The following is a 24,647-nucleotide window of genomic DNA, read 5'->3' as shown; positions in this document are numbered from 1 at the left end:
TGGTCGTTCGGTCCGGGTCCAGTAATATAGCGTTCAGCCTGAATACGTATGCAGCGCATTTATTAACACGGCATTAACCGTTATTGTGCCTGTCCTGATAAATTGCTGACACAGCAGCCACGGTTATCAACCGTGCTGCTCCATAAAAACCATGCACTCATCGTTGTTTATTGCGGCCATTATGCGCCGCTGCCTGTTTATATTTTTTGTTGTTTTTTCCGCGGTAACTTGCGGGGCTGATTTAGTCAGCTATGAAGTAACCGGTGACAGTCTGCGGTTGCAGCGGGCTGACAATGTTACCGTGACGGTAAAGCCGCTCACCAGTCAGAGCCTTGAAGTCATCTATGAAAAAAGTGGTGAGCCACTGATGCCATCGCTGGCCATCAATCCGCACCTGATGCGCGCTGAAACACCGTTTTCACTGACCATAAAAAGCCCGCAAACACTCACATTCAGCCAGGGAAGCATCAAACTTCAGGTGGATCGCTCCCCGCTCCGGCTCTCTTTTATTTATGCGGATGGCACCAAGGTCAGTGAAGCAGCCGGCGGATTTTTCTATAACACCTTTCGCGGTATACAGTTTGCTCTAGCGCCGGATGAAAAAATCATGGGCGGCGGCGAGCGCGTGCTGGGTATGAACCGGCGCGGGCACCGTATGCCGTTATACAATAAAGCAGCGTATGGGTATTCTGATGAGCCGGTGGATCAGATGTATTTTGGCCTGCCGGCTATTATGTCATCCAGCCGTTATGCCATCATGTTGGATAGCCCGGCCAGCGGCTATCTGGATATCGGCCATACACAACCTGATAAGCTACAGTTTGAAATAGCCGGAGGAAGACTGGCGTATATCGTATCTATGGCAGCGTCGTTGCCCGAACTGGTTAAACAAATTACCACGGTTACCGGAAAGCAGCCTCTGCCTCCGCGCTGGGCTCTGGGAAATTTTGCCTCCCGGTTTGGCTATCGCACTGAGCAGGAAACCCGTGATGTGGTAGATAAATTTAATCAGGATGACATTCCGCTGGATGCCGTGGTGCTGGATTTATACTGGTTTGGCAATACCATTCAGGGGCATATGGGTAACCTGAACTGGGATACCAATGCTTTTCCGGATCCGGTTGCCATGATTCGCGACTTTAAACAACAGGACATCCACACCGTGGTGATCACAGAGCCCTTTATTTTATCCGGCTCCAGTGAATACAGCAGTGCCAGGGATGCCGGCATCCTGGCCAAAAATATCAATGGTAAGCCACACCTGTTTGACTTCTACTTTGGTAACACCGGCCTGGTCGATATATTCAGCCCCAAAGCACAGCAGTGGTTCTGGCAGTACTATGAGCGCCTGCTGAATCAGGGAATAGATGGATGGTGGGGAGACCTTGGCGAGCCGGAAGTACATCCTGGCACCCTGTTACACAACTGGCAGGAACACACCTGGTCGGCTGACGAGGTACACAACGGCTACGGGCATAAATGGGCTGAAATGGTATACACCAATACTCTGAACGCCCGCCCTGAGCAACGTCCTTTTCTGCTGATGCGTTCAGGTTTTCTGGGCAGTCAGCGCTATGGCATGATGCCCTGGACCGGCGATGTGTCACGCACCTGGGGCGGTCTGAATGCGCAAATCGAACTGTCGCTGCAAATGAGTCTGTTCGGACTGGCCTATACTCATTCTGATTTAGGTGGTTTTGCCGGTGGCGATAAGTTCGACGCTCAGTTATATACCCGCTGGTTACAGGCCGGCACATTCTTTCCGGTATTCCGTCCTCATGCGCACGAAGGTATCGCACCAGAACCGGTTTTTCATGATGAACACACTAAGGCAATTGCCCGCCGGTTTATCAAGCTGCGCTACGCCATGTTGCCTTATAATTACAGTCTGAGCATTGAAAACAGTCTGACCGGCATGCCTTTGATGCGCCCAATGTCTTTTACTGAGCCTGCCCGGTATTTTGATAATGCCAGTCAGTTTATGTGGGGCGATGCGCTGCTGGTGAGACCGATCGCAGAGCCAGATGTCAAACAGGTGGATGTCACCCTGCCTGACGGTATCTGGTTTGATTTTTTTGACGATACCAGACTCACCGGCGGGCGGGTAATTCAGGCAGCAACCACACCCGAAACACTTCCGGTATATGTTAAAGCCGGCGCATTTATGCCTATGCAATCTGGTTTGTCACGCACCGCTGATTACCAGGCTGATACGATGACCATGCACTACTGGGCCGATGGCTCGGTCGGGCAGTCCGGTTATACCTGGTATGAAGATGATGGTAAGGCGGCTGACAGCCTGCAGCAGGGGAAATTGCTGCGCGTCGATTTTAGCGCGGTGCAGTCCGCCAAATCACTGGAACTGTCGGTTACCCCTGAGGGTCACTACCCTGACATGCCCGGTACACGCACTATCACGTGGCACATACACGGGCTGCAAAGCGCCCCGCCAGTAAGCACACAAAAAAATTGGGAATGGAATGAGACAAACAGGCTGCTGAGCATCACCACAACGGTTTCCAACACACAGCCAACCGCCTTTTCAATAACGCTGTAATAAGTGACCGGTCAACCCGTCATCTTCTGAATTGCTTCAATCAAGTCCGCTGGTTAACGGCGACCCGTGGACTTTTTTGGACCTGACTCTTGTTTACGGCCCAGCGACAGTGTTCTTCCTTTGCCCGGCTTACTAGCAGTGTCTTTTCGCGCCGGTGCTTTCACTTCAACCCGCTTCACAGTGTTTTTTTTCACCTCGGCGCTGTGGCCATCCCGGGCGGTTTTGCTGGAGCCTTTCACGGCTTTATTAAGCTCGGTAAGTTCACGCTCGGACAGATTACGCCACTGACCCGGCTTCAGGTTGCCCAGCTCCATATGCATAATGCGGTTACGCTTAAGCTTGGTAACGTTATATCCCAAAAACTCGCACATGCGCCGGATTTGACGATTCAATCCCTGGGTTAGAATGATGGTAAACGTAAATTTGCCGGTAGGTTTCACCGTACATGGCTTGGTTACCGTACCCAGAACAGGCACACCGGATGCCATTTTTCTGATAAATTTTTCACTGACAGGCTGATCAACCGTCACTTCATATTCTTTGTCGTGCACGTTTTCTGCACGCAGTATTTTATTCACAATATCACCATCACTGGTCAGCAGGATCAGGCCCTCAGAGGGCTTGTCCAGTCGTCCGATGGGAAAAATCCGTTGCTTGTGGCCTATTGCATCCACAATATTGCCTTTCACATGGCGCTCGGTCGTACAGGTAATGCCTATTGGTTTGTTGTACATCAGATAAATACGATCAGACTTGTCTTTGGCAACAGCGCCAATCAGGCGGCCATCAACTTTTACCCGATCACCCGGCCCCACTTTGGTACCAAGCTCAGGTTTTTTGTCATTAATCGTCACGCGCTGTTCTTCTATCAGTTTATCGGCCTCACGGCGTGAGCAAAGCCCGGTGTCACTGATATATTTATTCAGACGTTTTGCGTTATCTGCTGTCAAACTGAATGCCTTTTGAAAGAAATAGAGTCGTTGAATTATACCTGCCGGCTAAAGCAAAAGCAGTATGGTGTGCTATAAACAAAAAAAGCGCTCATAAGAGCGCTTTTCATGATGAAACCTATGCTTAGCGACGGATGCCCAGACGCTTGATCAGGTCAAGGTAACGCTGTGCGTTCTTGCCTTTCAGGTAATCAAGAAGCTTACGACGCTGGCTAACCATGCGCAGCAGACCACGACGTGAGTGGTGATCTTGCTTGTGGCTTGCAAAGTGACCCTGAAGCTTAGCAATGTTGTGAGTCAACAGAGCGATTTGTACTTCAGGAGAACCTGTATCGCCTTCTTTTACGCCGTAATCAGCAATGATTTGCGCGGTTTCTGCTTTAGTTAGTGACATAATATTCTCCAGTTAGGAAATGAAGACTGGCCGATCACTAATTCAGCCAGTCAGATAAGAGCGCGTATTATAAAGATGGCACACGGTTTATCAAGCCCTCACAGAAAATTTCTGTGACGTGACTTACCATACCACCCGACGCTTGGGGTTAATAAATACCGTGTCCGTACCGGCAGCAGCGGGTTGATCCTTCGGCGCAATCACACCTTCACCCACGCCTAAAAATACGCTATCGCAATAGACCCGGTATGGTTGTCCTGCCACGGGGTGCTGTTCGCTGGTGCCCTGAACACTCTGACCATTGTCAAAACGCTGGCGCGCCGCTGCGGAGATCTCAACAGATTCAAGCCGGTGCACCGCAGTATCCATGGACAAAAGTAACCCATCCATTGCAGCAAAGTCAGGTGCGTCGTCGGCACCGCGTAATGCTTCAAGCTGTTCAATCGTGACCATCTTGTCAGTCGGGTAATCTGCCACTTCGGTCCGGTGCAGGCGTGTTACATAAGCACCACACCCCAGCAGCTGACCAATATCATCTACCAGGGAGCGAATATAGGTGCCTTTGCTGCACTTAACCCGCATGGTGACATCCGGCAAACTAATATTTACAATATCCAGTTCGTAAATCGTGATATCCCGGGCTTCACGCTCAATAGTGATGCCCTGCCTAGCATAGTAATACAGTGGCTTACCCTGATGTTTTAATGCTGAAAACATAGAGGGAATTTGCTTGCTGGCCCCCAGGAAACTGAGGCAAGCTTCACGCACCTGCGCTTCACTGACCGTCACCGGGTTTTGCTCCACCACTTCGCCGTCGGCATCAGACGTGGTGGTACGAATACCCAGTCTGGCCGTCACTTCATAGGCTTTCTCGGCATCCAGCAAAAACTGTGAAAACTTGGTTGCCTCGCCCAGACAAATGGGCAACATGCCACTGGCCAGTGGATCAAGCGCACCGGTATGTCCGGCTTTTTGCGCCTGAAACAACCAGCGCACTTTTTGTAACAGCTGATTAGACGACCCACCTAAAGGTTTATCCAGTAATACAATGCCGTTTACTGCACGGCCTTTACGACGCCTTGCCATTTACTGCTGCTCGTCCTCGTCGTCCTGGTGACGCGCTTCGTCTTTGGCGACAACTTCAGACACCAGATTAGAAATGCGCATCCCTTCGGTAATAGATTTATCTTCATAAAATGCCAGCTGAGGTACCGCGCGCATACGAATACGCTTGGCCAGCAGACTGCGAATAAAGCCTTTGGCTTCATCCAGTTGCTTGATTTGCGCTTTACCATCTACGTCTTCGCCGTAAATCGTGACATAAATTTTTGCATAGGACAGATCGCGGGATACTTCCACGTCTGACACAGTAATTAATGGCAGGTCACCCACACGATGCTTATATTCGTTCTGGATAATGCTGGCCACTTCTTTATGGACCTGCTGACCTACCCGTTCGGTGCGAGAAAATTCCCGGGCCATAATGTACTCCTGTTATCATTCACAGACAAAAACGGGGGCGCCTGGCCCCCGCTTTTATTAGTAGATACCTTTGACAGATTTAGATCTGACGGGCAATTTCAACCACTTCGAATACTTCGATTTGGTCGCCTACTTTAACGTCATTGTAGTTCTTAACGCCGATACCACATTCCATACCGTTACGAACTTCCTGCATATCGTCTTTAAAGCGACGCAGTGATTCAAGCTCACCTTCATAGATAACCACGTTATCACGCAGTACACGGATTGGCGCACTACGCTTCACGATACCTTCGGTCACCATACAACCGGCAATTGCACCAAGTTTCGGAGACTTGAACACATCACGAACTTCAGCCAGACCAATGATTTCCTGTTTGAATTCTGGAGCCAGCATACCACTCATGGCCGCTTTCACTTCATCAATCAGGTCATAGATAACGCTGTAATAACGCAGGTCAATTTCTTCTGCTTCCAGTACGCGACGCGCAGACGCATCAGCACGCACGTTAAAGCCCAGCACGATGGCGCCAGATGCAGCTGCCAGCGTCGCATCAGTCTCGGTGATACCACCAACACCACTACCTACGATGTTAACTTTTACTTCATCAGTAGACAGTTTAGCCAGTGACTCTGCAATGGCTTCCACTGAGCCCTGAACGTCGGCTTTAAGTACGATGTTCAGCTCGCTGACTTCACCAGATGCCATGTTGGCAAACATGTTTTCCAGCTTGGCTTTCTGCTGACGAGCCAGTTTAAGCTCACGCTTTTTCTGGTGGCGCTTAGAGGCTACTTCACGGGCTTTACGCTCGTCTTTAACCACAGCGGCATCTTCACCGGCGATCGGTACGCCAGATAGCCCCAGAATTTCTACCGGAGTAGAAGGACCAGCTAATTTGATTTCGACGCCGTTTTCATCGCGCATGGCACGAACACGACCGTATTCTTCACCACACAGCAGAATGTCCCCGGCACGCAGCTCACCTTCCTGTACCAGTACAGACGCTACCGGACCACGACCTTTGTCCAGACGTGATTCAATAACAATACCGCGACCCGGGCCAGTTGGAACAGCTTGCAGATCCAGTAGCTCAGCTTGCAGGTTAATCGCTTCAAGCAGTGAATCGATACCCATACCGGTTTTTGCCGATACGTTTACAAACTGGTGCTCACCGCCCCACTCTTCAGAAATAACTTCCATCTGAGACAGTTCGTTTTTCACCCGATCAGGATCGGCAGTTTCTTTATCCATTTTGTTGACCGCAACAATCAGCGGTACACCCGCTGCGCGGCTATGCTGGATAGCTTCTTTGGTTTGCGGCATAACACCGTCATCGGCGGCAACAACCAGAATAACGATATCTGTTGCTGTCGCACCACGGGCACGCATCGCGGTAAAGGCGGCGTGTCCTGGAGTATCCAGGAAGCAGATGTCGCCTGTTTCGGTTGCCACTTTATAAGCACCGATATGCTGTGTAATACCACCGGCTTCGCCAGCAGCTACTTTCGCACGACGAATGTGGTCAAGCAGTGATGTTTTACCATGGTCAACGTGACCCATAATGGTCACAACCGGTGCACGGTGAGATTTCTCACCACCCGTGCCATCAGCTAACAGTTCATCTTCCAGGGCATTGTCATTAACCAGTTCATACTTGTGGCCCATCTCTTCGATGACCAGTGTGGCAGTATCCTGATCCAGGACCTGATTAATGGTCGCCATTTCACCCATTTTCATCATGGCTTTGATAACGACATTAGATTTGACCGCCAGGCGGCTGGCCAGTTCGCCCACACTAATGGTGGCGCCCAGTTTAACAACACGTTCAACCGGCTGGGCTGGTTTTTTAAAGCTTTGCTTCAAATGTTCTCCTGCGTTTTTCTTCGGCTTCTTACGACGACGGGTAGAACGCTCTACCTGCATATCTTCTTCGTCTTCAGCTTCCTGCGCGTAGCGATTAGAGTGCAAATGAACTTCTTCGGCTTCTTCGCGTTTACGGCGCTCTTCTTCTTCCTTCCAGCGACGCTCGTTTTCTTCGGCCAGCTTGCGGGCTTCTTCGGCCGCACGCTTAGCTTCTTCTTCGTACTTCTTCTGCGCTTCTTTCTCCTGCGCCTGACGAAGACGTTCTTCTTCCTGACGAGCTGCTTCCGCTTCCGCTTTTTCTTCCTCAGTCAGTTCACGCTCTGGTTCAGGCTCAGCTTCTGTGCTGGCAGTCTGCTGCTGAGCGGCTTTTTCCTGCTCGGCTTTGGCTGCCGCTTCGGCGGCCTGTTTCGCTTCGGCTTCCTGACGGGCTTTTTCTTCCGCCAGGCGCTTCGCTTCAGCAGCTTCGGCTACTGCTTTTTCTTCCGCTTCTTTCTGCAAGCGAGCTTCTTCCTCTTCTTTGCGCTTTTGATCGTCAACTTCACTGCGCTTCACATAAGTACGCTTTTTACGTACTTCAACTTTCACTGACTTAGACTTACCTACACTTAATGTGCTGGTAGTTTTACGCTTCAGTGTCATACGGGTCGGCTCATTATTGCCGCCTTCATTGCCATGCTGCTTGCTCAAATGGTCAAGCAGCACGCGCTTTTCGTCTTCAGTCACTTGCTGGCCGGCTTGTTTGCTGATACCAGCGTCTTCGAACTGACTAACCAGACGGTCAACGGTCGTTCCGATGTCACTGGCGAGTTTTTCTACAGATACTTCTGCCATTACGCGTTAATCCCCTTGTTGACCTTATTCTTCACTAAACCAGACAATGTTACGGGCAGCCATAATAAGCTTGCCGGCACTTTCTTCGTCCAGTTCATCAATGTCGCTGATATCATCAGTACCTTGTTCAGCCAGTTCCTCCAGGTCTTTGATACCACGGGCTGCCAGAGTGTAAGCAATATGTTTGCTCATCCCTTCAAGGTTAAGTAGTGCTTCGGTTGGCTCGGCACCTTCCAGCGACTCCTCAGTTGCCAACGCTTTGGTTGTCAGCACGGCGCGAGCGCGGTTACGCAGCTCTTCAACGATATCTTCGTCCATCCCATCAATGGCCAGCATTTCACTTGCCGGAACGTACGCCACTTCTTCCAGCGTGCTGAAGCCTTCATCTACCAGTACACCAGCAAATTCTGCATCAATATCCAGATACTCGGTGAACAGTTTAAGCACTTTTGAGTTTTCCTCTTCGTGCTTGGCGTTCAGATCGTCAATGGTCATCACGTTTAGCTCCCAGCCAGTAAGCTGGCTGGCTAAACGGACGTTCTGACCACTACGGCCGATGGCCTGAGCAAGATTATCTGCCTCTACTGCCACGTCCATCATGTTACTGTCTTCGTCAACCACGATAGAAGCAACTTCTGCCGGTGCCATCGCATTAATAACAAACTGTGCCGGATTTTCATCCCACAGTACGATATCAACCCGTTCACCGCCCAGTTCACCTGACACTGCCTGTACCCGTGAACCACGCATACCTACGCATGCTCCAACTGGATCAAGACGCTTATCATTGGTCTTCACCGCAATTTTAGCCCGTGAACCAGGATCTCGTGCTGCCGATTTAATCTCCAGCGTTTCCTCGGCAATTTCAGGCACTTCCAGACGGAACAGCTCAACCAGCATATCGGGGTGAGTACGGCTGACAAACAGCTGTGCACCACGAGCTTCAGGGCGAATCACATATAACAGACCACGCACCCGGTCACCCGGACGGAATGTTTCGCGTGGCAGCATGTCATCACGGTAAATCACGCCTTCAGCGTTGTTACCCAGATCAATGATGATATTATCGCGGTTCACTTTTTTAACCGTACCGGTTACCAGTTCACCCACTTTATCTTCATATTCAGCGATCATCTGAGCACGTTCTGCTTCACGCACCTTTTGCACAATCACTTGCTTGGCAGTCTGTGTAGTAATGCGGTCGAACTTAATAGATTCAATCTGCTCTTCTACATAATCGCCCGGCTGAATTTCTGGCTCGTCGATTTGCGCCGCCGACAGGGTCAGTTCGGCATACGGGTTAGCCTGTTCCTGATCATCAGGAATAACCAGCCAGCGACGGAATGTGTCGAAATCGCCACTTGTCTGGTCGATGCTGACACGCACTTCAATTTCGCCTTCGTTTTTCTTTTTAGTGGCGCTGGCAATTGCAAATTCCAATGCCTCGAAGATTTTTTCACGGGGCACTTGTTTTTCATTTGAAACGGCTTCCGCCACTAACAAAATTTCTTTATTCATTCTCGCCTCACTCTGCTTCCTTTATGAAAGCGTGTGCTGTTCCGTTAGTCGAAAGTGGGAACAACGTTAGCTTTATCGATATTCGCCACAGCTAACTGGAACTGCTGGCCATCAACTTCAATACTGACCGTGCCATTTTCTACCGCCAGTATTTGTCCTTTAAAGTTACGTCTGTTATCCATTGGCATTGTCAGACGAATTTGCGCCACTTCTCCGATAGCATCAGCAAAATGCTTCTCTTTAAAAAGCGGTCTTTCCATACCCGGTGAGGATACTTCCAGGTTGTACTCAGTGCTGATTGGGTCTTCAACGTCAAGAACGGCGCTAACTTGATAACTGACGTCTGCACAATCATCTACGGAAATGCCGTTTTCATGATCAATAAAAACCCGCAAAATTGAGTGTTTACCGGCACGAACAAACTCAATACCAACCAGTTCGAAGCCTAATGCCTCAACTGCCGGCTCAAGCATTTCGGTCAGCTTTTCTTCAAGCTTTGCCAATCCTAACCTCCAAAAACAAAAAAAGGGCCTAAAGCCCAACTGAAAAAATACGTCCTGTCTGAGCGTCAAAGGCTCAACTTTGATACAACAAAAAGCCCCGGACCAGCGGGGCTTTATGCAAAATAAAACTGAACCCTAACTACCAGACCGGCAGTTGCACACATTTATCAAACGATTTGATAAATGGCTGGAGTTGTCCATCGAAAGAATTCGACTCGTTCCAGCTGGATATGGCGCATAGTATACTGATTCAGCCTGCCCTTAGCAACCGCCAAGGGCTAATCATCTCGCCATCTGGCTTTGATTTGTAATATTTCATCGAGATTTTCTTCCAGTAAATCTACCAGACGTGGTTCAAAGTGACGTCCTTTTTGTTCCCGCATGACCTCAAGAGTTTTTTCTACGCTCCAGGCGTCTTTGTAAGGACGCTTACTGGTTAGCGCATCAAACACATCTGCCACCGCCACAATACGCCCTTCTACCGGAATATCGTTTTCGCGTAAGCCTGCCGGATAGCCACTGCCATCCCATTTTTCGTGGTGGGTCAGGGCTACTGATTTGGCCATTATTAAAAGCTCTGAGTCTGCATCACCTAAAATTTCTGCGCCAATCTGCGGATGTGTTTTCATCACCTCAAACTCTTCGTCGGTGAGTTTACCGGGTTTAAGCATGATGCTATCAGCAATACCTATTTTGCCAATATCATGCATGGGTGCAGCATGTAACAAGGTATCGGCCCGCGATTCATGAAAGCCATAGGCCAGCGCCAACACTTTGGAATAATGGCTCATACGCATGACATGCATACCGGTTTCATTGTCTTTATATTCAGCAGCCCGGCCCAGACGCTGTACAACCTGAAGGCGGGTTCGCCGAAGTTCGTCCGCCTGCACCAGAGACAGGTGAGTTTTTACCCGGGCCAGCACCACGGAGGGCGATATCGGCTTGGTGATATAGTCCACACCACCCACTTCAAAGCCAAAAGCTTCGTCCTGTTCATCATTAAGCGCAGTGACAAAAATAACCGGAATTCTGGTGGTTTCCGGTCGTTTTTTTAATGCTTTACAAACATCAAATCCGGTCATCCCCGGCATCATGACATCGGTCAGGATAAGGTCTGGTTGCTGTTCACAGGCCAGCCGAATAGCCTCTTCGCCATTTTTGGCAAAAACCAGATTGTAGTAAGGTGTCAGCAGTTGCTTTAACACTCTTAAATTGGCCGGTTCATCATCGACCAGCAACAAAGTCGGTAATACATTTACTGCCATATTATGCTTCCTCTGCTACCTGCTCCAGATCATCCATCAGTGATACCAGCCGGCTGGCGGCATTATCGAATTCAAAATCATCGATTTCTCTACAAATAGCTTCTATCTGTGCATGGTACTGACCTGCGTTCATCAGCTGAATATCCGCCAGCACCGCTTCATCTAACCGGTTTTGTTCCACGCTCTGGTAAAGTAACCGGACCTTTTGCTTCAGTCCGCTAATGTCCGTAACACTCACCTGTACAGGTGCATCGTCAGGCGTCAGTTCGGGTAACGCAGACAGCCGCTTAACTTCTTCGCTGATTTGGTTAAGCAGCTGATGGGATGCCTTAACATCACCGGCTGCTTTTTCAGTATCAGCAAACAATGTCATTAATGACATCAGCGCCAGATTCCCCGCCACACCTTTTAGTGTGTGGCTTAAAGCCCGTACTTCAGCCGTGCTGTGCTGGGAAACATGGTCAGCGAGCTGCATGACGTTTTCATCCAGCTGGGTCAAAAAACGGCGAACTTCCTGTACCAGGGCTGGTTTATCGCCCCATAATGCAATGCCTTTATCCCAGTTGATCAGCTCATTTTGCAATGCCTGCCGGCTGTAGCGCGATGCAGCGTCGCAATTTTTGGGCAAATCCAGGCCCAGCACGCGCGCCATTTCCATATTTAACTGAATAAAGTCCACCGGTTTATTGGCAAACCCTTCCATACCGGCAGATCTGGCATCGTCTTTATCCTGAACCAGTACACTGGCTGTCAGAGCAACGATAGGTACATGCCGGGCTCCGGTGCTGCGTTCAAACTGACGTCGCTCACGGGATGCTGTGAGCCCGTCCATGACCGGCATCTGCAAGTCCATCAGCACCAGGTCAAAAGTTTGCGCCTTCATTTTTGCCAGTGCCTCCATGCCGTTTCGGGCAACATCGAAAGTATGGTTGTGCCGTTTTAGCAGTAAAGTAATCAGATCGATATTTTGCTGAATGTCGTCCACTACCAGAATATGTTGTGGCGGCACATGCACATTGACTGAGTTGGCTTTTATTTTTGCCACATCCACCGATGCCAGTGGGATCTCAAACCAGAATGTGGTGCCCTTACCTAGTTCACTGCTTACCTGAATACTTCCTTTCATCAGTTCAACCAGTTGCTTACTGATAGTGGTACCCAGTCCGGTCCCGCCAAAGCGGCGGCTCATTGAAGCGTCGGCCTGGGCGAATGCATCGAACACTTTGCTAAGCTGCTCTTCAGACATACCAATTCCGGTGTCGGCCACACTGAATACCACCCCCTGGGTGTCGGCAGGTGCAATCGATAGGGTAATTTTTCCACCTTCGGTAAATTTCACAGCGTTACCAATCAGATTCCCCAGCACCTGACGGATTCGCTCTGGCACACCGTGGTAAGCCTTTTCCAGTGACTCATCAAGGATAATTTCAAAATCCAGATCTTTACGTTTAGCTTCCAGCCAGAAGGTACTGACAACCGTGTCCACCTCATCGGTCAGGATAAAATCACGATACTCCAGCTCCAGCTTGCCTTTATCCAGCTTGGCGCTGTCCAGAATATCGTTGAGTAAGTGCAATAAGGATCGGGCTGAACGATTGATGGTTACCGTATGCTTGCGCTGGGTCTGAGTGAGATTCTCATCCAGCATCAGATCGCTAAAGCCAATAATGGCATTCATGGGAGTACGAATTTCATGACTCATATTGGCAAGAAATGCTGAACGCGCCGCGGCTGCCTGCTCTGCCTCTACCTTAGCTTCTTTTAATTGCTCTTCCATTGCCCGGCGCTGGGTAATATCAAATATAAACCCGTCCAGCCAGGTCTGCTGATCTCCGGAATTTTCTACCACCATGCCTTGTTCGCGCAGCCAGCGCACTGACCCGTTTTTATGGTAAATACGATACTCAACAACAAATGAGGTTTTATCTGCGATTTCAGCTTCTACCCGCCGGATGTCATCAGGATGAAAAATGTCAGCAAAGCTGCGCTTCGGATTCGGCAGTGTAAAATCGCTGGCCGGATAACCGGTAATATCTTCAACCGCATCGGTAATGAAAACCATTGGCCAGCCGTCTTGCTCCAGGCAGCGATAGGCAATGCCTGGAACATTGGAAAAGAAAGACCGGAATTTTGACTCACTTTTGCGCAGGGCACCTTCCATAGCGATGCGCTCGCGGATATCGCTGATAAAGGCCACGAAATAATGATTGTTGCCCACCTGAGTATGGCCAACGCCGACCCTAACCGGTACACGGTGCCCGGCTCGGTTTATGGCCTCCACGTCTCGGTTTTGGCCAATGATTTTTTGATCATCGGTCAGGTTGTCTGCCTGATTAAAAAACGCCCGGTTATACAGATGCTGACGGTCCCGGGGGACCAGTATATTAATATTCTTACCAATCAGTTCATCTGCACCATAACCCAGGATGCGCGATATCGCGGTATTAGCATTCATAATAGTACCGTGATTATCGAAGGTCACCACGGCATCCACCGCCGTATCCATCATAGCTAATAACGTACGCTCACTTTCTGTGGCTTTGCGGGTACTGTTTCGGTATTTAATCAGCAGGCTCACACCCAGTACCAGTGTAATGATCACAGTAATTAAAAAAGTGACAGCAGCTGCCAGCATAACGGATATCTGGCTTTCCTGCTCTGTTAGCGTGACGCCCGGCGGCGTGACAAACCGTGATGCAGCCATGCCAGTGTAGTGCATGGTACAAATAGCCAGCCCCATGACAACACTGGCTACCGCAGTGACCCGGCGACCGGTTCCACGTAAAAAGCGAACCCGGTTCAATCCGTACCGAATCCATAATGAGAGCATCGCCAAAGCAACGGCGACAATAATCGACAATCCAAATGTTGTCACATCATAACGCAGGAGTGGCGCTGTATTCATAGCCGCCATTCCCGAGTAATGCATACAGCCGATTCCGGCACCGACCAGAATGCCACCAACAATGATGTCCTTGCGACTCACCCACGGGCGGCAGAGTATATTCAGCGCCACCCAGGCAGCCAACACCCCAGGTAACAATGATAACGCCGTCAGCCACAAATCGTATTCAACGCGGGTACAAAGATCAAAAGCGAGCATTCCAACAAAATGCATGCCCCATATACCCGTGCCTAGAGCCAGGCTACCCAATATCAGGAGTACTTTTTTCTGTAGGCGATGAGATGCTGCGGCAGCCTGCCCGGCAACCGTGAAGGCCATAAAGGACGAAAAAATAGCAATAGCAAGAGAAAACGCCACCAAGGGAAATGAGAAACTCCCCTCTACCAACTGACTGGCTGAAGGAATATCAAACTGCGTAATTATCCAGTTAAACATCCGCTGTCTCCCCGGCAGGGTTTTGCTGCTGAATGATAAAAATCACAAAACATCACTTATATCAGTGCGTCATATCTTCACCTACAGTAAAGACTAAACGCGTAATTTCATGGAGTGAGGCAGACTACCAGTTTGGTTAATTATAGACAGAGAAAGAGGATGTAGTTGTTTATACTTAAGTATAGCCAACTTCATTGCACAGTGTTTTACCGAAGCAAGACAGGCTTAACAAAGAATATGAGGGTTACAGGAACAGATTAACTGACAGCAGAGACCGCGCAAGACAGCTTACAAAAGTGATTAATGATATATTTTTTGGAATAAATAGGAAGATATGAACCGGATAAGTGGTTGCGGGAGCTGGATTTGAACCAACGACCTTCGGGTTATGAGCCCGACGAGCTACCAGACTGCTCCATCCCGCGTCCGGATTTTTTGTTTGTATTCGGTAAAGTGGTTGCGGGAGCTGGATTTGAACCAACGACCTTCGGGTTATGAGCCCGACGAGCTACCAGACTGCTCCATCCCGCGTCCGAATACAATTTTTAGCTATTTCTGAGAAGTGGTTGCGGGAGCTGGATTTGAACCAACGACCTTCGGGTTATGAGCCCGACGAGCTACCAGACTGCTCCATCCCGCGCCAGAAATAGCGGATACTTTTTAACGTGAGTAAACAACACGCCCCTATCGGGAACTTGAATTGGTTGCGGGAGCTGGATTTGAACCAACGACCTTCGGGTTATGAGCCCGACGAGCTACCAGACTGCTCCATCCCGCGCCAATATACTTAAACAGTGCTGCCCGTTGGGCTGTCCCGTTCAAGTGGTGCGTATTATACATAGCACGATTAACTTGGCAAGCGCTTAAACCCTTTATGTTTCATTTTTTTGACTAAGCGCAGCAATATTGAACAATTTGTTCAATTAGAACTCAACCCAGGCCCTATTAATGAAATTTCTCCATCTTTTCAGCCAGTGAAAAGTCCTTTTCGCTCAGACCATCCACATCATGAGTCGTTAGCGTAACCTCTACTTTATTATAAACATTGAACCACTCTGGGTGGTGATTCAGCTTTTCCGCCCAGATTGCTATCTGAGACATCCACCCAAACGCACGAATAAAACTTTTAAATTTAAATGTTTTAGTGATGCTATCACCATCCTGTTCCCATACAACATCATCACTTACTTGCTCATTCAGCCTTATCAATGCTTCATCTATTTTTTGTTGCGTCAGTTTTTCCATGTCATGTCCCTCTTCTTAATCAGTTATTCGACTGTATCACCACCAAAAGCAAAATCCATCGTTCAATAAAGAATCGACAGCCACATGTGCACATCTGAGTTTACGAAAAACCTACTGTCTTTTGGTGTCTTTGCTACATGTATTCAGGACACCCACACTCACATTAATGGGGCCCCGGTTAGACAACGTCGGGGGGAGCTCTTGGTTTTATGCGTTTTGATGTGGGTGTCGCAGTAAAAAGCGAAACGTTTGACGTGGGTGTCCTGTTAAATAGCCATCGACAGTCACCTGAAATCCCCTCACGACAACGTGGACATCCATACGAATATCGATGGGTGTCCTGTTAAACAATGCCTGAATGCTCATCGTGGTATGGCTTATTAATATGGATGTCTCAGTAAAGAGTGAAACGTTTAATGTGGATGTCCTGCTAAACAGCCGTCGACAGTCACCTAAAACCCCCCATGATAACGTGGACACCCATACCAATATCGATGGGTGTCCTGTTAAACAATGCCTGAATGCTCATCGTGGTTTGGCTTATTAATATGGGTGTCTTGATAAAGACCGAAGCATCTAATGTGGGTGTCTTGCAAACGATGGCTTTGTCGCTAAGAGTCAGTAACGACAGTGAAAGGGCTACACGGCAGGCAACGCATGAGTTCAGGTTTAAACAGGATGTTATGAAAAAATCATAAAAAAACTAATAAAAAGATTTTAATAGTCAGTTGATTAGTTTTAGTTAAGCCAACCTTGTACATCCGGAACGATCTTTGTAGGCTTTCTGATTAAATTTAATCGGCACTTTAAGGAGCCCCATGGAATTTCCTCAGATAGATGAGGCCTATACATTAATTAACGAGAAGCTGCAGGTCTGGCTTGAGCAGGGCATCAAGCATTTACCCAACATTGTGGTTGCACTTGTTATTGCGGTTGTATTTGGTCTGCTTGCCAAAGTTATCGGCTCTACGTTGCAGCGTGTACTTCGTCGGGCATTTGAGTCGAAGCAAATCGCGGATTTGCTGACCGCCATAGCTAAAGCCTTCATTACCTGTGCCGGTATTTTTATTGCGCTCGACTTTGTTGGTTTACAAGGTGCTGTCACATCGCTGCTGGCTGGTGCAGGTATCATTGGTCTGGCGGTCGGTTTCGCTTTCCAGGATTTAACCGAAAACTTTATCGCCGGCATTGCCATGGGGATCAGAAAGCCATTTGAGATTGGTGACATTATCGAAGCCGACGGCGTATTTGGTACAGTTGAAGCGATTAACCTGCGCAATACTCTGATTGAAACCTTTTATGGTCAGTTGGAAATCGTCCCGAATAAAATTCTGTTTCGAAACATTCTGACCAATTACACCGTTCAGGGCTATCGTCGGGTTGAGATTCCGGTAGGAATTTCCTATGCAGATGATCCCGAAAAGGCACGCCAGGTTATTGTCGAAGCGATTAATAGCCGGGATTATGTCATCGATAAGGACAATACGGATGTTTATGCTGAGTCATTTGGTGACAGCAGCATTAATTTGCTGGTGTGGTTTTGTATGAAGTATCCAGGCGAACCAAATTATATGATCGTTAGGCACGATGCCATCGTTACTATACAGCGGGCACTGGCCGACAACGACATTTTGATTCCCTTTCCTATCAGAACACTGGATTTTGGAATCAAGGGCGGTGAAAAACTTGATGCCATGATGTCGTCAAAACAGAGCCGTACCGACTCAGAAAAGTCCCGGGAAGTGAAGCCGGCATCCTCCAAGGGTGCTGATTCACCTGAGCAGGGCGAGTCAGCCGGTGACGAGTAGACAAAACTGATAACAACATTTAAGGAATGTTTCTATGACATCTAAACACACTGTGTTAAATGCAAAATCGCGCTATGTGGTAGTAGTACTGGCTTTTTTAAGTGCTTTGTTGTCTGGTTGCGCCACCATGGAGGGCGCAGGAGAAGATATTCAGTCAGCAGGTGAAGCGGTGGAAGAATCTGCCGAGGATGCCTCTCAGTAAGCAGTCAAAGCGGGACTTTGTCCCGCTTTTTACCAGCCTAACCAGAAGCTCACCGAAATTTAATTGGCGCTGAACTATTAATATGTTGAATGATTCAACATTTTTTTAATAAAATGAGATTATTATTTACAAGTAGCCAAGGAAGAGTTTTGTGGAAAAGCTTCGTAACCCATTACCAGTCAATCTTAATCGCATCGATTTAAACCTTTTTGCTGTTTTTGATGCCATCTATACTGCTGGCAGTCTTACCAAAGCCGCTGATGTTCTGTGTATTACCCAGCCCGCTGTTAGCAACTCACTGGCCCGGTTAAGAGATATGCTCAACGATCCCCTGTTTGTCAGAACTGGCCACAGCATGACCCCAACTCCAGTGGCTCAAAACATTATTGTTCCTGCCAGAGAAGCATTGAAACTGCTAAGAACCAGTGTACAGGAAAGCCATGTATTTAATCCGTTAACTTCGGAAAAAGCATTTAATTTTGCCAGTCGCGATCTACTGGAAGTTAGTATTATGCCAAGGCTCATGGCACGGCTACAAAACCATGCTCCGGGCATCAGTCTGACCAATTACGAAATCAGCCGCCGGGATATTGTTTCGGCAATGGCCAATGGTAGTCTGGATTTTTTTGCTGATGCATCAGCCTTTACCGATCCCCACCTTTGTAAACAAAAGATCGCAGAAGACCAGTTTGTGGTGCTGGCCCGCCACGACCATCCTGCACTTAAAGATGGACTGACACTAGAAGCATTTTTACGATTAGGGCATATTCATGTGTCTCAGCGCAAAACAGGGCCTGGCCCAATTGATATTGCACTGGACAAACTGGGCAAAAAAAGACGTATCGTCATGCGTAGCCAGCATTTTCTGACTGTACCCAGTGCAGTGGTCAAAACGGACCTTATTGCCTGTATGCCTTATCATCTGGCAAAGCACTATGATTTGGCCGTATACCCTCTTCCGTTTGAATTGCCGGCCGTAGAATACTTTTTATACTGGCATGTCAGCGCTGACCATGATCAGGCGCATGTCTGGATGCGTGAACAGATCATGGAAGTCGCTAAAGCTTACCAGCCACATTAAGCAAATTTCACATCAGTTAGTTTTAGCTAACTGTCTGAAATACATTGTGTCATTCACAAAGCTACGGCATAAGGTATTAATTCATATATTCAGGTATAAATTTATAGCGTTCTGACATTTCACTTATTGTGCTTTTTTGTCTTTACTTAGGAAGCAATATCGAAGCAAATGAGCATAATGTGACTTTTAGACGCTGCATCAAAAAAGCATTTATACCGGGCATGGCCGGACTTTTTCTGTGCGCCATCCTTCCTGCGAGCGCTGGTCTGAATGAAGATCTTTCCAGCATTTGCAAAATTATTGTGAAGGATGATAAAAGCGAGTTCAGAAAGAAGATTCGAACGGTTGAAATCGATTATCGACTTAAGCTCCACGACTACTATTCAGGTATTACGTGCGATGGTCACAGCCTGATTCGCACTGCCATGCTGGCCAACGCCACTAAAGTGGGCACTCTTATGGTTAAGAAGATGCCTCGCAAAGATCTTTCCTCTCCCGAACATGATGGTAAAACATTAGAAGTATGGGTGAATGAACAGGGATTGGATAAAAATAAAATTGCCCGTATCCTGAAACAGCGTATGTAGAAGGCTGATTTGGCCTTTTAGCATTCTGTCTTTTTTACAATTTATTCTTACCCCCGCCAAAACCAACACTTTTTTACCATAAAAAACAAAATTATCAGAAATCACCACCTCAAGAAAATGTACATACAAAACAACAATTTAGAAGAATCTACCAAGAAAAAATAGCCTATAAGGTATTTGAAGCCATACCAAATATTGACCAGTGGTGTTTTTCTGAACAGATAAATAGAATTTAATAGATCCCGAACAAACAAGACCCCTTCGGGATATTACGCAAAAGGATTAATACCATGTTGAAAGTCGTAAAAGCTACACTAACTATCGCTGCTGCATCTTTGGTTTTTGCTGGTTCTGCCACTGCAGGTGTTGAAGATTCACTGGCCAACATCTGTACTATTGTGCAGGCAGATGACAAAGGTGAACTGCGCAAGAAAATGCGGGCTGTTCAGTCAGATTACCGCCTGAAACTACACGATTATTACACCGGTATCTCATGCAACGGTGATAGCCTGATTCGTACAGCAATTAAAAATAATGCCGTTGATGTTGGCACTCTACTGGTTAAGAAAATGCCTTCTCGCGAACTGCAAACACCAGAAGCAGACGGCAAAACATTACAGGCATGGATTGCTGAAAACGGCTTCCAGACCAGCCCGATTGCCAACGAACTACAACAGCGTATCTAATTGCACATGTGTACCATGTAACAGTCAACATGGTTGCGAGGTCATTCTCGCACGCGGCTCCTTCGGGAGCCGCACTTCGTTATCCCCCGCGTTACCCTTCTGTCTGCTATCTTCATTAACTCAAATGCCAATGCTTTTAAAACGATGAACTGCCTGTCCATAATAAAAAAGCCCGCAGACAATAAATTGCCTGCGGGCTTGCGTATCAACAGCTCAAAGCCTAATCGACTTTAAACATGCCCTCACCAATGCTCATTAATGTATCGGAGCCAGCCTTAACCGCTTCAGCATGCGCTGCGGCGCGCGGCAATAAGCGGCTAAAGAAAAATCTGGCTGTTTCTATTTTGCCTTTATAGAAGTCAACCTCGGTAGACCCATCTTTCAGCTGTTTTCTGGCTGTCTGGGCCATCTGTAACCAGAAATACGCCATCGACACATAACCGGAAAACATCAGATAATCCACTGCAGCTGAGCCAAGCTCATCCGGGTTGGTGGCCGCGTGTTGCCCAACGTACTGGGTTAAATCCTGCCAGCGCTGAACATAATCTACCAGAGTATTACGCAGTTTACTTTCTGTTTCATCTGCATCCATAGACTGGCAGTAGGCGCCCACATCCTGCAGGAAGATCTTAAGCAGCTCGCCCTTTGAACCCAGTACTTTTCTTCCCAGTAAGTCCAGTGACTGAATACCGGTGGTACCTTCGTACAAGGAGCAGATGCGAGTATCCCTGGCCAGCTGCTCCATTCCCCATTCTTTCACAAAGCCGTGGCCACCATATACCTGCACGCCATAATATGTGGACTCCTGAGCAGTTTCAGTTAAAAACGCCTTTAAAATAGGCGTTAGCAGCGCTAGCCGGGCTTCCGCAAGCTGAACATCACTACTGTCTTTGTTAGCCTGCGAAATATCTACCTGCTGCATACAGTAATACGCCAGAGCGCGACCGCCTTCGGCAAAGGCTTTTTGCGTCAGTAACATACGACGTACATCCGGATGCACGATAATCGGATCAGCAGGTGCAGTACCGTCACGCTGAGTGGCAGAACGAAACTGTACACGGTCTTTTGCATAGGCCAGCGCTCCCTGCAAAGCTGCTTCACTGGATGCCATGCCTTCCAGGCCCGTACCAATCCTCGCCACATTCATAAAGGTAAACATACAGTTAAGGCCACGGTTTGCCTGTCCAATCAAATAGCCTTTTGCACCATCAAAGTTAATCACGCAGGTCGCGCTGCCATTGATTCCCATTTTATGTTCAATGCTGCCACACTGAACCTGGTTACGATCAGCTACCTCACCGTCCTCACTCACATTCATCTTGGGCACGATAAACAAAGAAATACCTTTTGTGCCTTCTGGCGCATCAGGCAATCTGGCCAGCACAATGTGTACAATATTGTCGGTAAAATCGTGTTCGCCGGCAGAGATAAAGATCTTTGTACCACTGATTGAATAGGAGCCATCCTCATTGGGATCGGCTTTGCAGCGCAGCAATCCAAGATCAGAGCCACAATGCGCTTCTGTTAAACACATTGTACCGGCCCACTCACCGGAAACCAGTTTGGGTAGGAACCGGGCTTTTTGTTCGTCGGTACCATGGGCAAGAATTGTCGAAATACAGCCCTGACTCAGGCCAGGATACATAGCCCAGGAATGATTGGCGCCAGAAAAATATTCCGCAATGGCGGTTGACAGAGAATACGGCAGCCCCTGCCCGCCCCATTCTTCAGGATGCGACATGCCTGGCCAGCCTCCTTCTATATACTGCTGATAGGCTTCTTTAAAGCCGTCGGGTGTGGTCACCGTTCCCTGATCCCACCGACAGCCTTGTTGATCGCCGCTCTGATTAATCGGTGCAAGTACATTATCAGCAAACTTCGCCGCCTCAGTATGAATGGCCTTAACCAAATCTTCTGACACATCACCGTAACCCAGCGATTCATAATGTTTCTGGAAACCTAACAGTTCATAGGCAACGAACTGGGCGTCACGTTGAGGAGATTTATAATTTTCCATAGTTTTTGCCTTATTAATATGACTGGTCTGACAAGATCCTCTTTAATGTTTCTGATACTAGTTAACCCACCCCTTGCTGCCAAGTTGATTGGGTTGATAGCCAACTATCACTAACTTGAATACTCATTTGCCGCGTAAGCGGTATGCTGAATACTCAAATATAAATAGCAGGACAGTCACTATTTTTTGCTGGCACGCCAGCCTGCCAAAAATAGTGACCTGATAATAAACCTACAAATTTAAGGATGCCCGTTATGGATACGTTGCTCAATTTCCAAGGTCAGGTCGCCATTATCACTGGTGCGGCGGATGGTTTCGGACGTTTACTGGCTGATGCCCTGGCCTACCGTGGTTGCCGTCTGGTGCTTTCAGATATTAATGAACAAAAGCTGGCCACGGCAGTGAAAGATATCCGCGACGCCGGAGGAGATGTGGTAAGCATGGCGGCTGATGTGGCAAAAGAAAGTAGCAGTGAAGCATTGGTCAGGCTAGCCTTGGAAAGCTACGGGCAGCTGGATATTGCGGTAAATAACGCCGGAATTGCACACCAGCCCGGCGCCCTGCACACTATGGATGAAGAAACCATTGACCGACAGCTTAGTGTGAATCTTAAAGGCGTACTGTTTGGCATGAAACATCAGATTCCAGCGATGCTGGCCAATGGTAAAGGGCATGTACTGAATGTCAGCTCAATGGCTGGCCTGGGCGGTGCACCACTGGCAGCGCCTTACGCCGCAGCAAAACATGCGGTGACTGGCATGACAAAAACCGCAGCCGTTGAATATGGGCGTAAGAATGTCCGGGTGAATGCGATTTGTCCTTTCTTCAGTCCGACTAACTTATTGAATCTGGGTGGCTTTACTTCAGAAGAAAGCCGCACCAAACTGGCCATTGGCAGCCCCATGAAGCGCATGGCAGAACCTCAGGAGGTCGTTAATGCAATGGTGCTTCTATTATCGCCCGGAAACTCATTTATGAATGGTCAGGCTATTGCTATTGATGGTGGCATGAGTGCCTGGTAGCACTTTATTAGTCTTAGCTGTATTTTAGGTTATACCTTTGTATGACCTGAACACTTCCCAAAGACTATGAAAAAGACTTTAATAAGTTCAAGCAATTACAAAGGGTTAGTTAAGAAATGTCTCCCTTGCTGACCATTTGTATTGTGCCATTTTCCAAAGTATTGCTGTCTGTTTTTGGTCAGCACCATAATTATAACGAATTGCCAGATAGAGCATCCGCTTCAACATGGTAGCAGAGGTCACTCTGCACTCCGAACGGCTCCGCAAGGAGCCGTTTTTTATTGCGGTAAATAAAACGTTACCAGGGGGTAAGAATAAGCTTGCCTTTAACCTGACGGTCAGTCAGTTTTTGCAGTGCATCGCTTACAGCGGTAAGCGGAAGGGTATCATCGATGACAACTTTCACTTTCTTTTGCGCATACCAGGCAATTAATTCCTGCATATTTTCTATAAAGACTTTTGGCTGTTTCTGCGTAAACACACCCCAGAAAACTCCCACCACCGCATAGCCTTTAACCAAGGTTAAATTCACCGGTAACGACGGAATGCTGCCACTGGCAAAACCCACTACCAGTAAACGGCCTTCCCATGCCATGCAGCGACTCAGAGTGTTGAATGTATCTCCGCCTACACACTCATAAACCACATCAGCACCTTTACCCTCGGTTAGGGTATTAATTGCTTCTTTAAGATCACCCTGAGCATAGTTAACCAGTTCATCGGCGCCATTTGCACGGGCCAGTTCCAGCTTTTCTTCACTGGAACACACCGCAATCACCCTGGCGCCCATGGCTTTACCTATCTGAACAGCAGCCAGACCGGTTCCGCCAGCCGCCCCGGTGACCACCAGCGTTTCGCCGGGCTTCAGGGATGCACGTTGTTTCAGTGCATGGTGAGCAGTTGCATGTGCAGTAATAAGGCCGGCAGCTTCAGGGCTGGGTAAAAAATCTGGTATCGGCATGACCTGGCCTGCTGCAATAGCCACATACGCAGCATAGCCACCCAACTGACTCACCGCTGCGACACGCTGGCCTACGTTGATGTGCGACACATTAGCGCCTGTTTTGACCACCGTACCGGCTACCTCAACACCAGGTATAAACGGCCGCTCCGGCTTAACCTGATATAAACCCTGCACCAACAGCGCGTCAGGAAAGTTAACGCCACAGGCCTCAACCTGAATGAGCACTTCATTATCTTTGGGCTCTGGTACATTGACCTGCTCTACACGTAAGTCACTGACCGGTCCAAATTCGTGACACACCACTGCCTGCATGCTTGTGTTGATTGAA

19 protein-coding genes and 4 tRNA genes are annotated in these 24,647 nt (G+C 48.3%); 7 read left to right on the top strand and 16 right to left on the bottom strand.

Annotation, left to right across the window (positions count from 1 at the left end):
- The first annotated feature begins 151 nt into the window (after window positions 1–151).
- Entirely contained in the window at window positions 152–2,557 is a 2,406-nt protein-coding gene (locus EZV72_RS07895) for a TIM-barrel domain-containing protein (RefSeq protein WP_137166731.1), read from the top strand.
- Between the two features lie 53 nt (window positions 2,558–2,610).
- Here the strand turns inward: EZV72_RS07895 and rluF are convergent, their stop codons facing one another.
- The 14 genes from rluF to EZV72_RS07825 form a co-directional block, all read right to left on the bottom strand.
- Complete coding sequence (gene rluF, locus EZV72_RS07890; RefSeq protein WP_137166730.1) at window positions 2,611–3,507, bottom strand: 23S rRNA pseudouridine(2604) synthase RluF; 897 nt, start codon at window positions 3,505–3,507, stop codon at window positions 2,611–2,613.
- Window positions 3,508–3,631: 124 nt separating this feature from the next.
- Entirely contained in the window at window positions 3,632–3,901 is a 270-nt protein-coding gene (gene rpsO / locus EZV72_RS07885; RefSeq protein ID WP_137166729.1) for a 30S ribosomal protein S15, read from the bottom strand.
- Window positions 3,902–4,024: 123 nt separating this feature from the next.
- A complete protein-coding gene (gene truB / locus EZV72_RS07880; protein WP_137166728.1) occupies window positions 4,025–4,987 on the bottom strand; it encodes a tRNA pseudouridine(55) synthase TruB in 963 nt (320 codons plus the stop codon).
- A complete protein-coding gene (gene rbfA / locus EZV72_RS07875) occupies window positions 4,988–5,383 on the bottom strand; it encodes a 30S ribosome-binding factor RbfA (protein ID WP_137166727.1) in 396 nt (131 codons plus the stop codon). It lies immediately after the preceding gene.
- Window positions 5,384–5,462: 79 nt separating this feature from the next.
- Complete coding sequence (infB, locus tag EZV72_RS07870; RefSeq protein WP_137166726.1) at window positions 5,463–8,078, bottom strand: translation initiation factor IF-2; 2,616 nt, start codon at window positions 8,076–8,078, stop codon at window positions 5,463–5,465.
- Between the two features lie 24 nt (window positions 8,079–8,102).
- Window positions 8,103–9,596, bottom strand: a complete 1,494-nt coding sequence (nusA, locus tag EZV72_RS07865) for a transcription termination factor NusA (RefSeq protein WP_137166725.1) — start codon at window positions 9,594–9,596, stop codon at window positions 8,103–8,105.
- Window positions 9,597–9,640: 44 nt separating this feature from the next.
- Window positions 9,641–10,099: a ribosome maturation factor RimP gene (gene rimP / locus EZV72_RS07860; protein ID WP_137166724.1), complete on the bottom strand. Its 459-nt coding sequence runs from the start codon at window positions 10,097–10,099 to the stop codon at window positions 9,641–9,643.
- A gap of 278 nt (window positions 10,100–10,377) precedes the next feature.
- A complete protein-coding gene (locus tag EZV72_RS07855) occupies window positions 10,378–11,367 on the bottom strand; it encodes a response regulator (protein WP_137166723.1) in 990 nt (329 codons plus the stop codon).
- A gap of 1 nt (window position 11,368) precedes the next feature.
- Window positions 11,369–14,707, bottom strand: a complete 3,339-nt coding sequence (locus EZV72_RS07850) for an MHYT domain-containing protein (RefSeq protein ID WP_137166722.1) — start codon at window positions 14,705–14,707, stop codon at window positions 11,369–11,371.
- 348 nt (window positions 14,708–15,055) lie between these two features.
- Window positions 15,056–15,132, bottom strand: a tRNA-Met gene (locus tag EZV72_RS07845).
- A 29-nt stretch (window positions 15,133–15,161) separates the two neighbouring features.
- Window positions 15,162–15,238 (bottom strand) — tRNA-Met (locus EZV72_RS07840).
- A gap of 32 nt (window positions 15,239–15,270) precedes the next feature.
- Window positions 15,271–15,347, bottom strand: a tRNA-Met gene (locus tag EZV72_RS07835).
- Between the two features lie 61 nt (window positions 15,348–15,408).
- Window positions 15,409–15,485: transfer RNA gene (locus EZV72_RS07830), tRNA-Met, on the bottom strand.
- Between the two features lie 167 nt (window positions 15,486–15,652).
- Entirely contained in the window at window positions 15,653–15,952 is a 300-nt protein-coding gene (locus tag EZV72_RS07825) for a 4a-hydroxytetrahydrobiopterin dehydratase (RefSeq protein ID WP_137166721.1), read from the bottom strand.
- A gap of 818 nt (window positions 15,953–16,770) precedes the next feature.
- On the opposite strand from EZV72_RS07825, the gene EZV72_RS07820 reads away from it, so the two are divergent.
- From EZV72_RS07820 to EZV72_RS07800, 5 genes are all read left to right on the top strand, one after another.
- On the top strand, window positions 16,771–17,760 hold the full coding sequence (locus tag EZV72_RS07820) for a mechanosensitive ion channel family protein (protein WP_137166720.1): 990 nt from the start codon (window positions 16,771–16,773) through the stop codon (window positions 17,758–17,760).
- 34 nt (window positions 17,761–17,794) lie between these two features.
- Complete coding sequence (locus EZV72_RS07815) at window positions 17,795–17,962, top strand: entericidin A/B family lipoprotein (RefSeq protein WP_137166719.1); 168 nt, start codon at window positions 17,795–17,797, stop codon at window positions 17,960–17,962.
- 151 nt (window positions 17,963–18,113) lie between these two features.
- Entirely contained in the window at window positions 18,114–19,043 is a 930-nt protein-coding gene (locus tag EZV72_RS07810; RefSeq protein WP_137166718.1) for a LysR family transcriptional regulator, read from the top strand.
- A gap of 179 nt (window positions 19,044–19,222) precedes the next feature.
- Window positions 19,223–19,630, top strand: coding sequence for a DUF3718 domain-containing protein (locus EZV72_RS07805; protein ID WP_232364530.1), 408 nt, complete (start codon window positions 19,223–19,225; stop codon window positions 19,628–19,630).
- Window positions 19,631–19,920: 290 nt separating this feature from the next.
- A complete protein-coding gene (locus EZV72_RS07800; RefSeq protein ID WP_137166717.1) occupies window positions 19,921–20,316 on the top strand; it encodes a DUF3718 domain-containing protein in 396 nt (131 codons plus the stop codon).
- Window positions 20,317–20,536: 220 nt separating this feature from the next.
- Here the strand turns inward: EZV72_RS07800 and EZV72_RS07795 are convergent, their stop codons facing one another.
- Window positions 20,537–22,333: an acyl-CoA dehydrogenase C-terminal domain-containing protein gene (locus EZV72_RS07795; RefSeq protein ID WP_137166716.1), complete on the bottom strand. Its 1,797-nt coding sequence runs from the start codon at window positions 22,331–22,333 to the stop codon at window positions 20,537–20,539.
- Window positions 22,334–22,587: 254 nt separating this feature from the next.
- On the opposite strand from EZV72_RS07795, the gene EZV72_RS07790 reads away from it, so the two are divergent.
- Entirely contained in the window at window positions 22,588–23,355 is a 768-nt protein-coding gene (locus EZV72_RS07790) for an SDR family NAD(P)-dependent oxidoreductase (RefSeq protein ID WP_137166715.1), read from the top strand.
- 298 nt (window positions 23,356–23,653) lie between these two features.
- On the opposite strand, the gene EZV72_RS07785 is transcribed toward EZV72_RS07790, so the two are convergent.
- Window positions 23,654–24,631 (bottom strand): NADPH:quinone oxidoreductase family protein, encoded by a 978-nt coding sequence (locus tag EZV72_RS07785; RefSeq protein WP_137168697.1) that lies wholly within the window; start codon window positions 24,629–24,631, stop codon window positions 23,654–23,656.
- Between the last annotated feature and the right edge of the window lie 16 nt (window positions 24,632–24,647).

It is taken from the genome of Salinimonas lutimaris (genome assembly GCF_005222225.1).
GTDB classification, from domain to species: Bacteria; Pseudomonadota; Gammaproteobacteria; order Enterobacterales; family Alteromonadaceae; genus Alteromonas; species Alteromonas lutimaris.
Note: the sequence above shows the minus strand (reverse complement) of the source record. Positions and strands in the feature narration are given on the sequence as shown.

What these genes read in the sequence shown, in the direction of transcription:
- EZV72_RS07785 (WP_137168697.1), bottom strand. Translation starts at nt 24,631, where the DNA reads ATGCAGGCAGTGGTGTGTCACGAATTTGGACCGGTCAGTGACTTACGT.
- EZV72_RS07850 (WP_137166722.1), bottom strand. Translation starts at nt 14,707, where the DNA reads ATGTTTAACTGGATAATTACGCAGTTTGATATTCCTTCAGCCAGTCAG.
- EZV72_RS07820 (WP_137166720.1), top strand. Translation starts at nt 16,771, where the DNA reads ATGGAATTTCCTCAGATAGATGAGGCCTATACATTAATTAACGAGAAG.
- infB (WP_137166726.1), bottom strand. Translation starts at nt 8,078, where the DNA reads ATGGCAGAAGTATCTGTAGAAAAACTCGCCAGTGACATCGGAACGACC.
- EZV72_RS07790 (WP_137166715.1), top strand. Translation starts at nt 22,588, where the DNA reads ATGGATACGTTGCTCAATTTCCAAGGTCAGGTCGCCATTATCACTGGT.
- EZV72_RS07795 (WP_137166716.1), bottom strand. Translation starts at nt 22,333, where the DNA reads ATGGAAAATTATAAATCTCCTCAACGTGACGCCCAGTTCGTTGCCTAT.
- truB (WP_137166728.1), bottom strand. Translation starts at nt 4,987, where the DNA reads ATGGCAAGGCGTCGTAAAGGCCGTGCAGTAAACGGCATTGTATTACTG.
- EZV72_RS07855 (WP_137166723.1), bottom strand. Translation starts at nt 11,367, where the DNA reads ATGGCAGTAAATGTATTACCGACTTTGTTGCTGGTCGATGATGAACCG.
- rpsO (WP_137166729.1), bottom strand. Translation starts at nt 3,901, where the DNA reads ATGTCACTAACTAAAGCAGAAACCGCGCAAATCATTGCTGATTACGGC.
- EZV72_RS07825 (WP_137166721.1), bottom strand. Translation starts at nt 15,952, where the DNA reads ATGGAAAAACTGACGCAACAAAAAATAGATGAAGCATTGATAAGGCTG.
- EZV72_RS07895 (WP_137166731.1), top strand. Translation starts at nt 152, where the DNA reads ATGCACTCATCGTTGTTTATTGCGGCCATTATGCGCCGCTGCCTGTTT.
- nusA (WP_137166725.1), bottom strand. Translation starts at nt 9,596, where the DNA reads ATGAATAAAGAAATTTTGTTAGTGGCGGAAGCCGTTTCAAATGAAAAA.
- EZV72_RS07815 (WP_137166719.1), top strand. Translation starts at nt 17,795, where the DNA reads ATGACATCTAAACACACTGTGTTAAATGCAAAATCGCGCTATGTGGTA.
- rbfA (WP_137166727.1), bottom strand. Translation starts at nt 5,383, where the DNA reads ATGGCCCGGGAATTTTCTCGCACCGAACGGGTAGGTCAGCAGGTCCAT.
- EZV72_RS07800 (WP_137166717.1), top strand. Translation starts at nt 19,921, where the DNA reads ATGTTGAAAGTCGTAAAAGCTACACTAACTATCGCTGCTGCATCTTTG.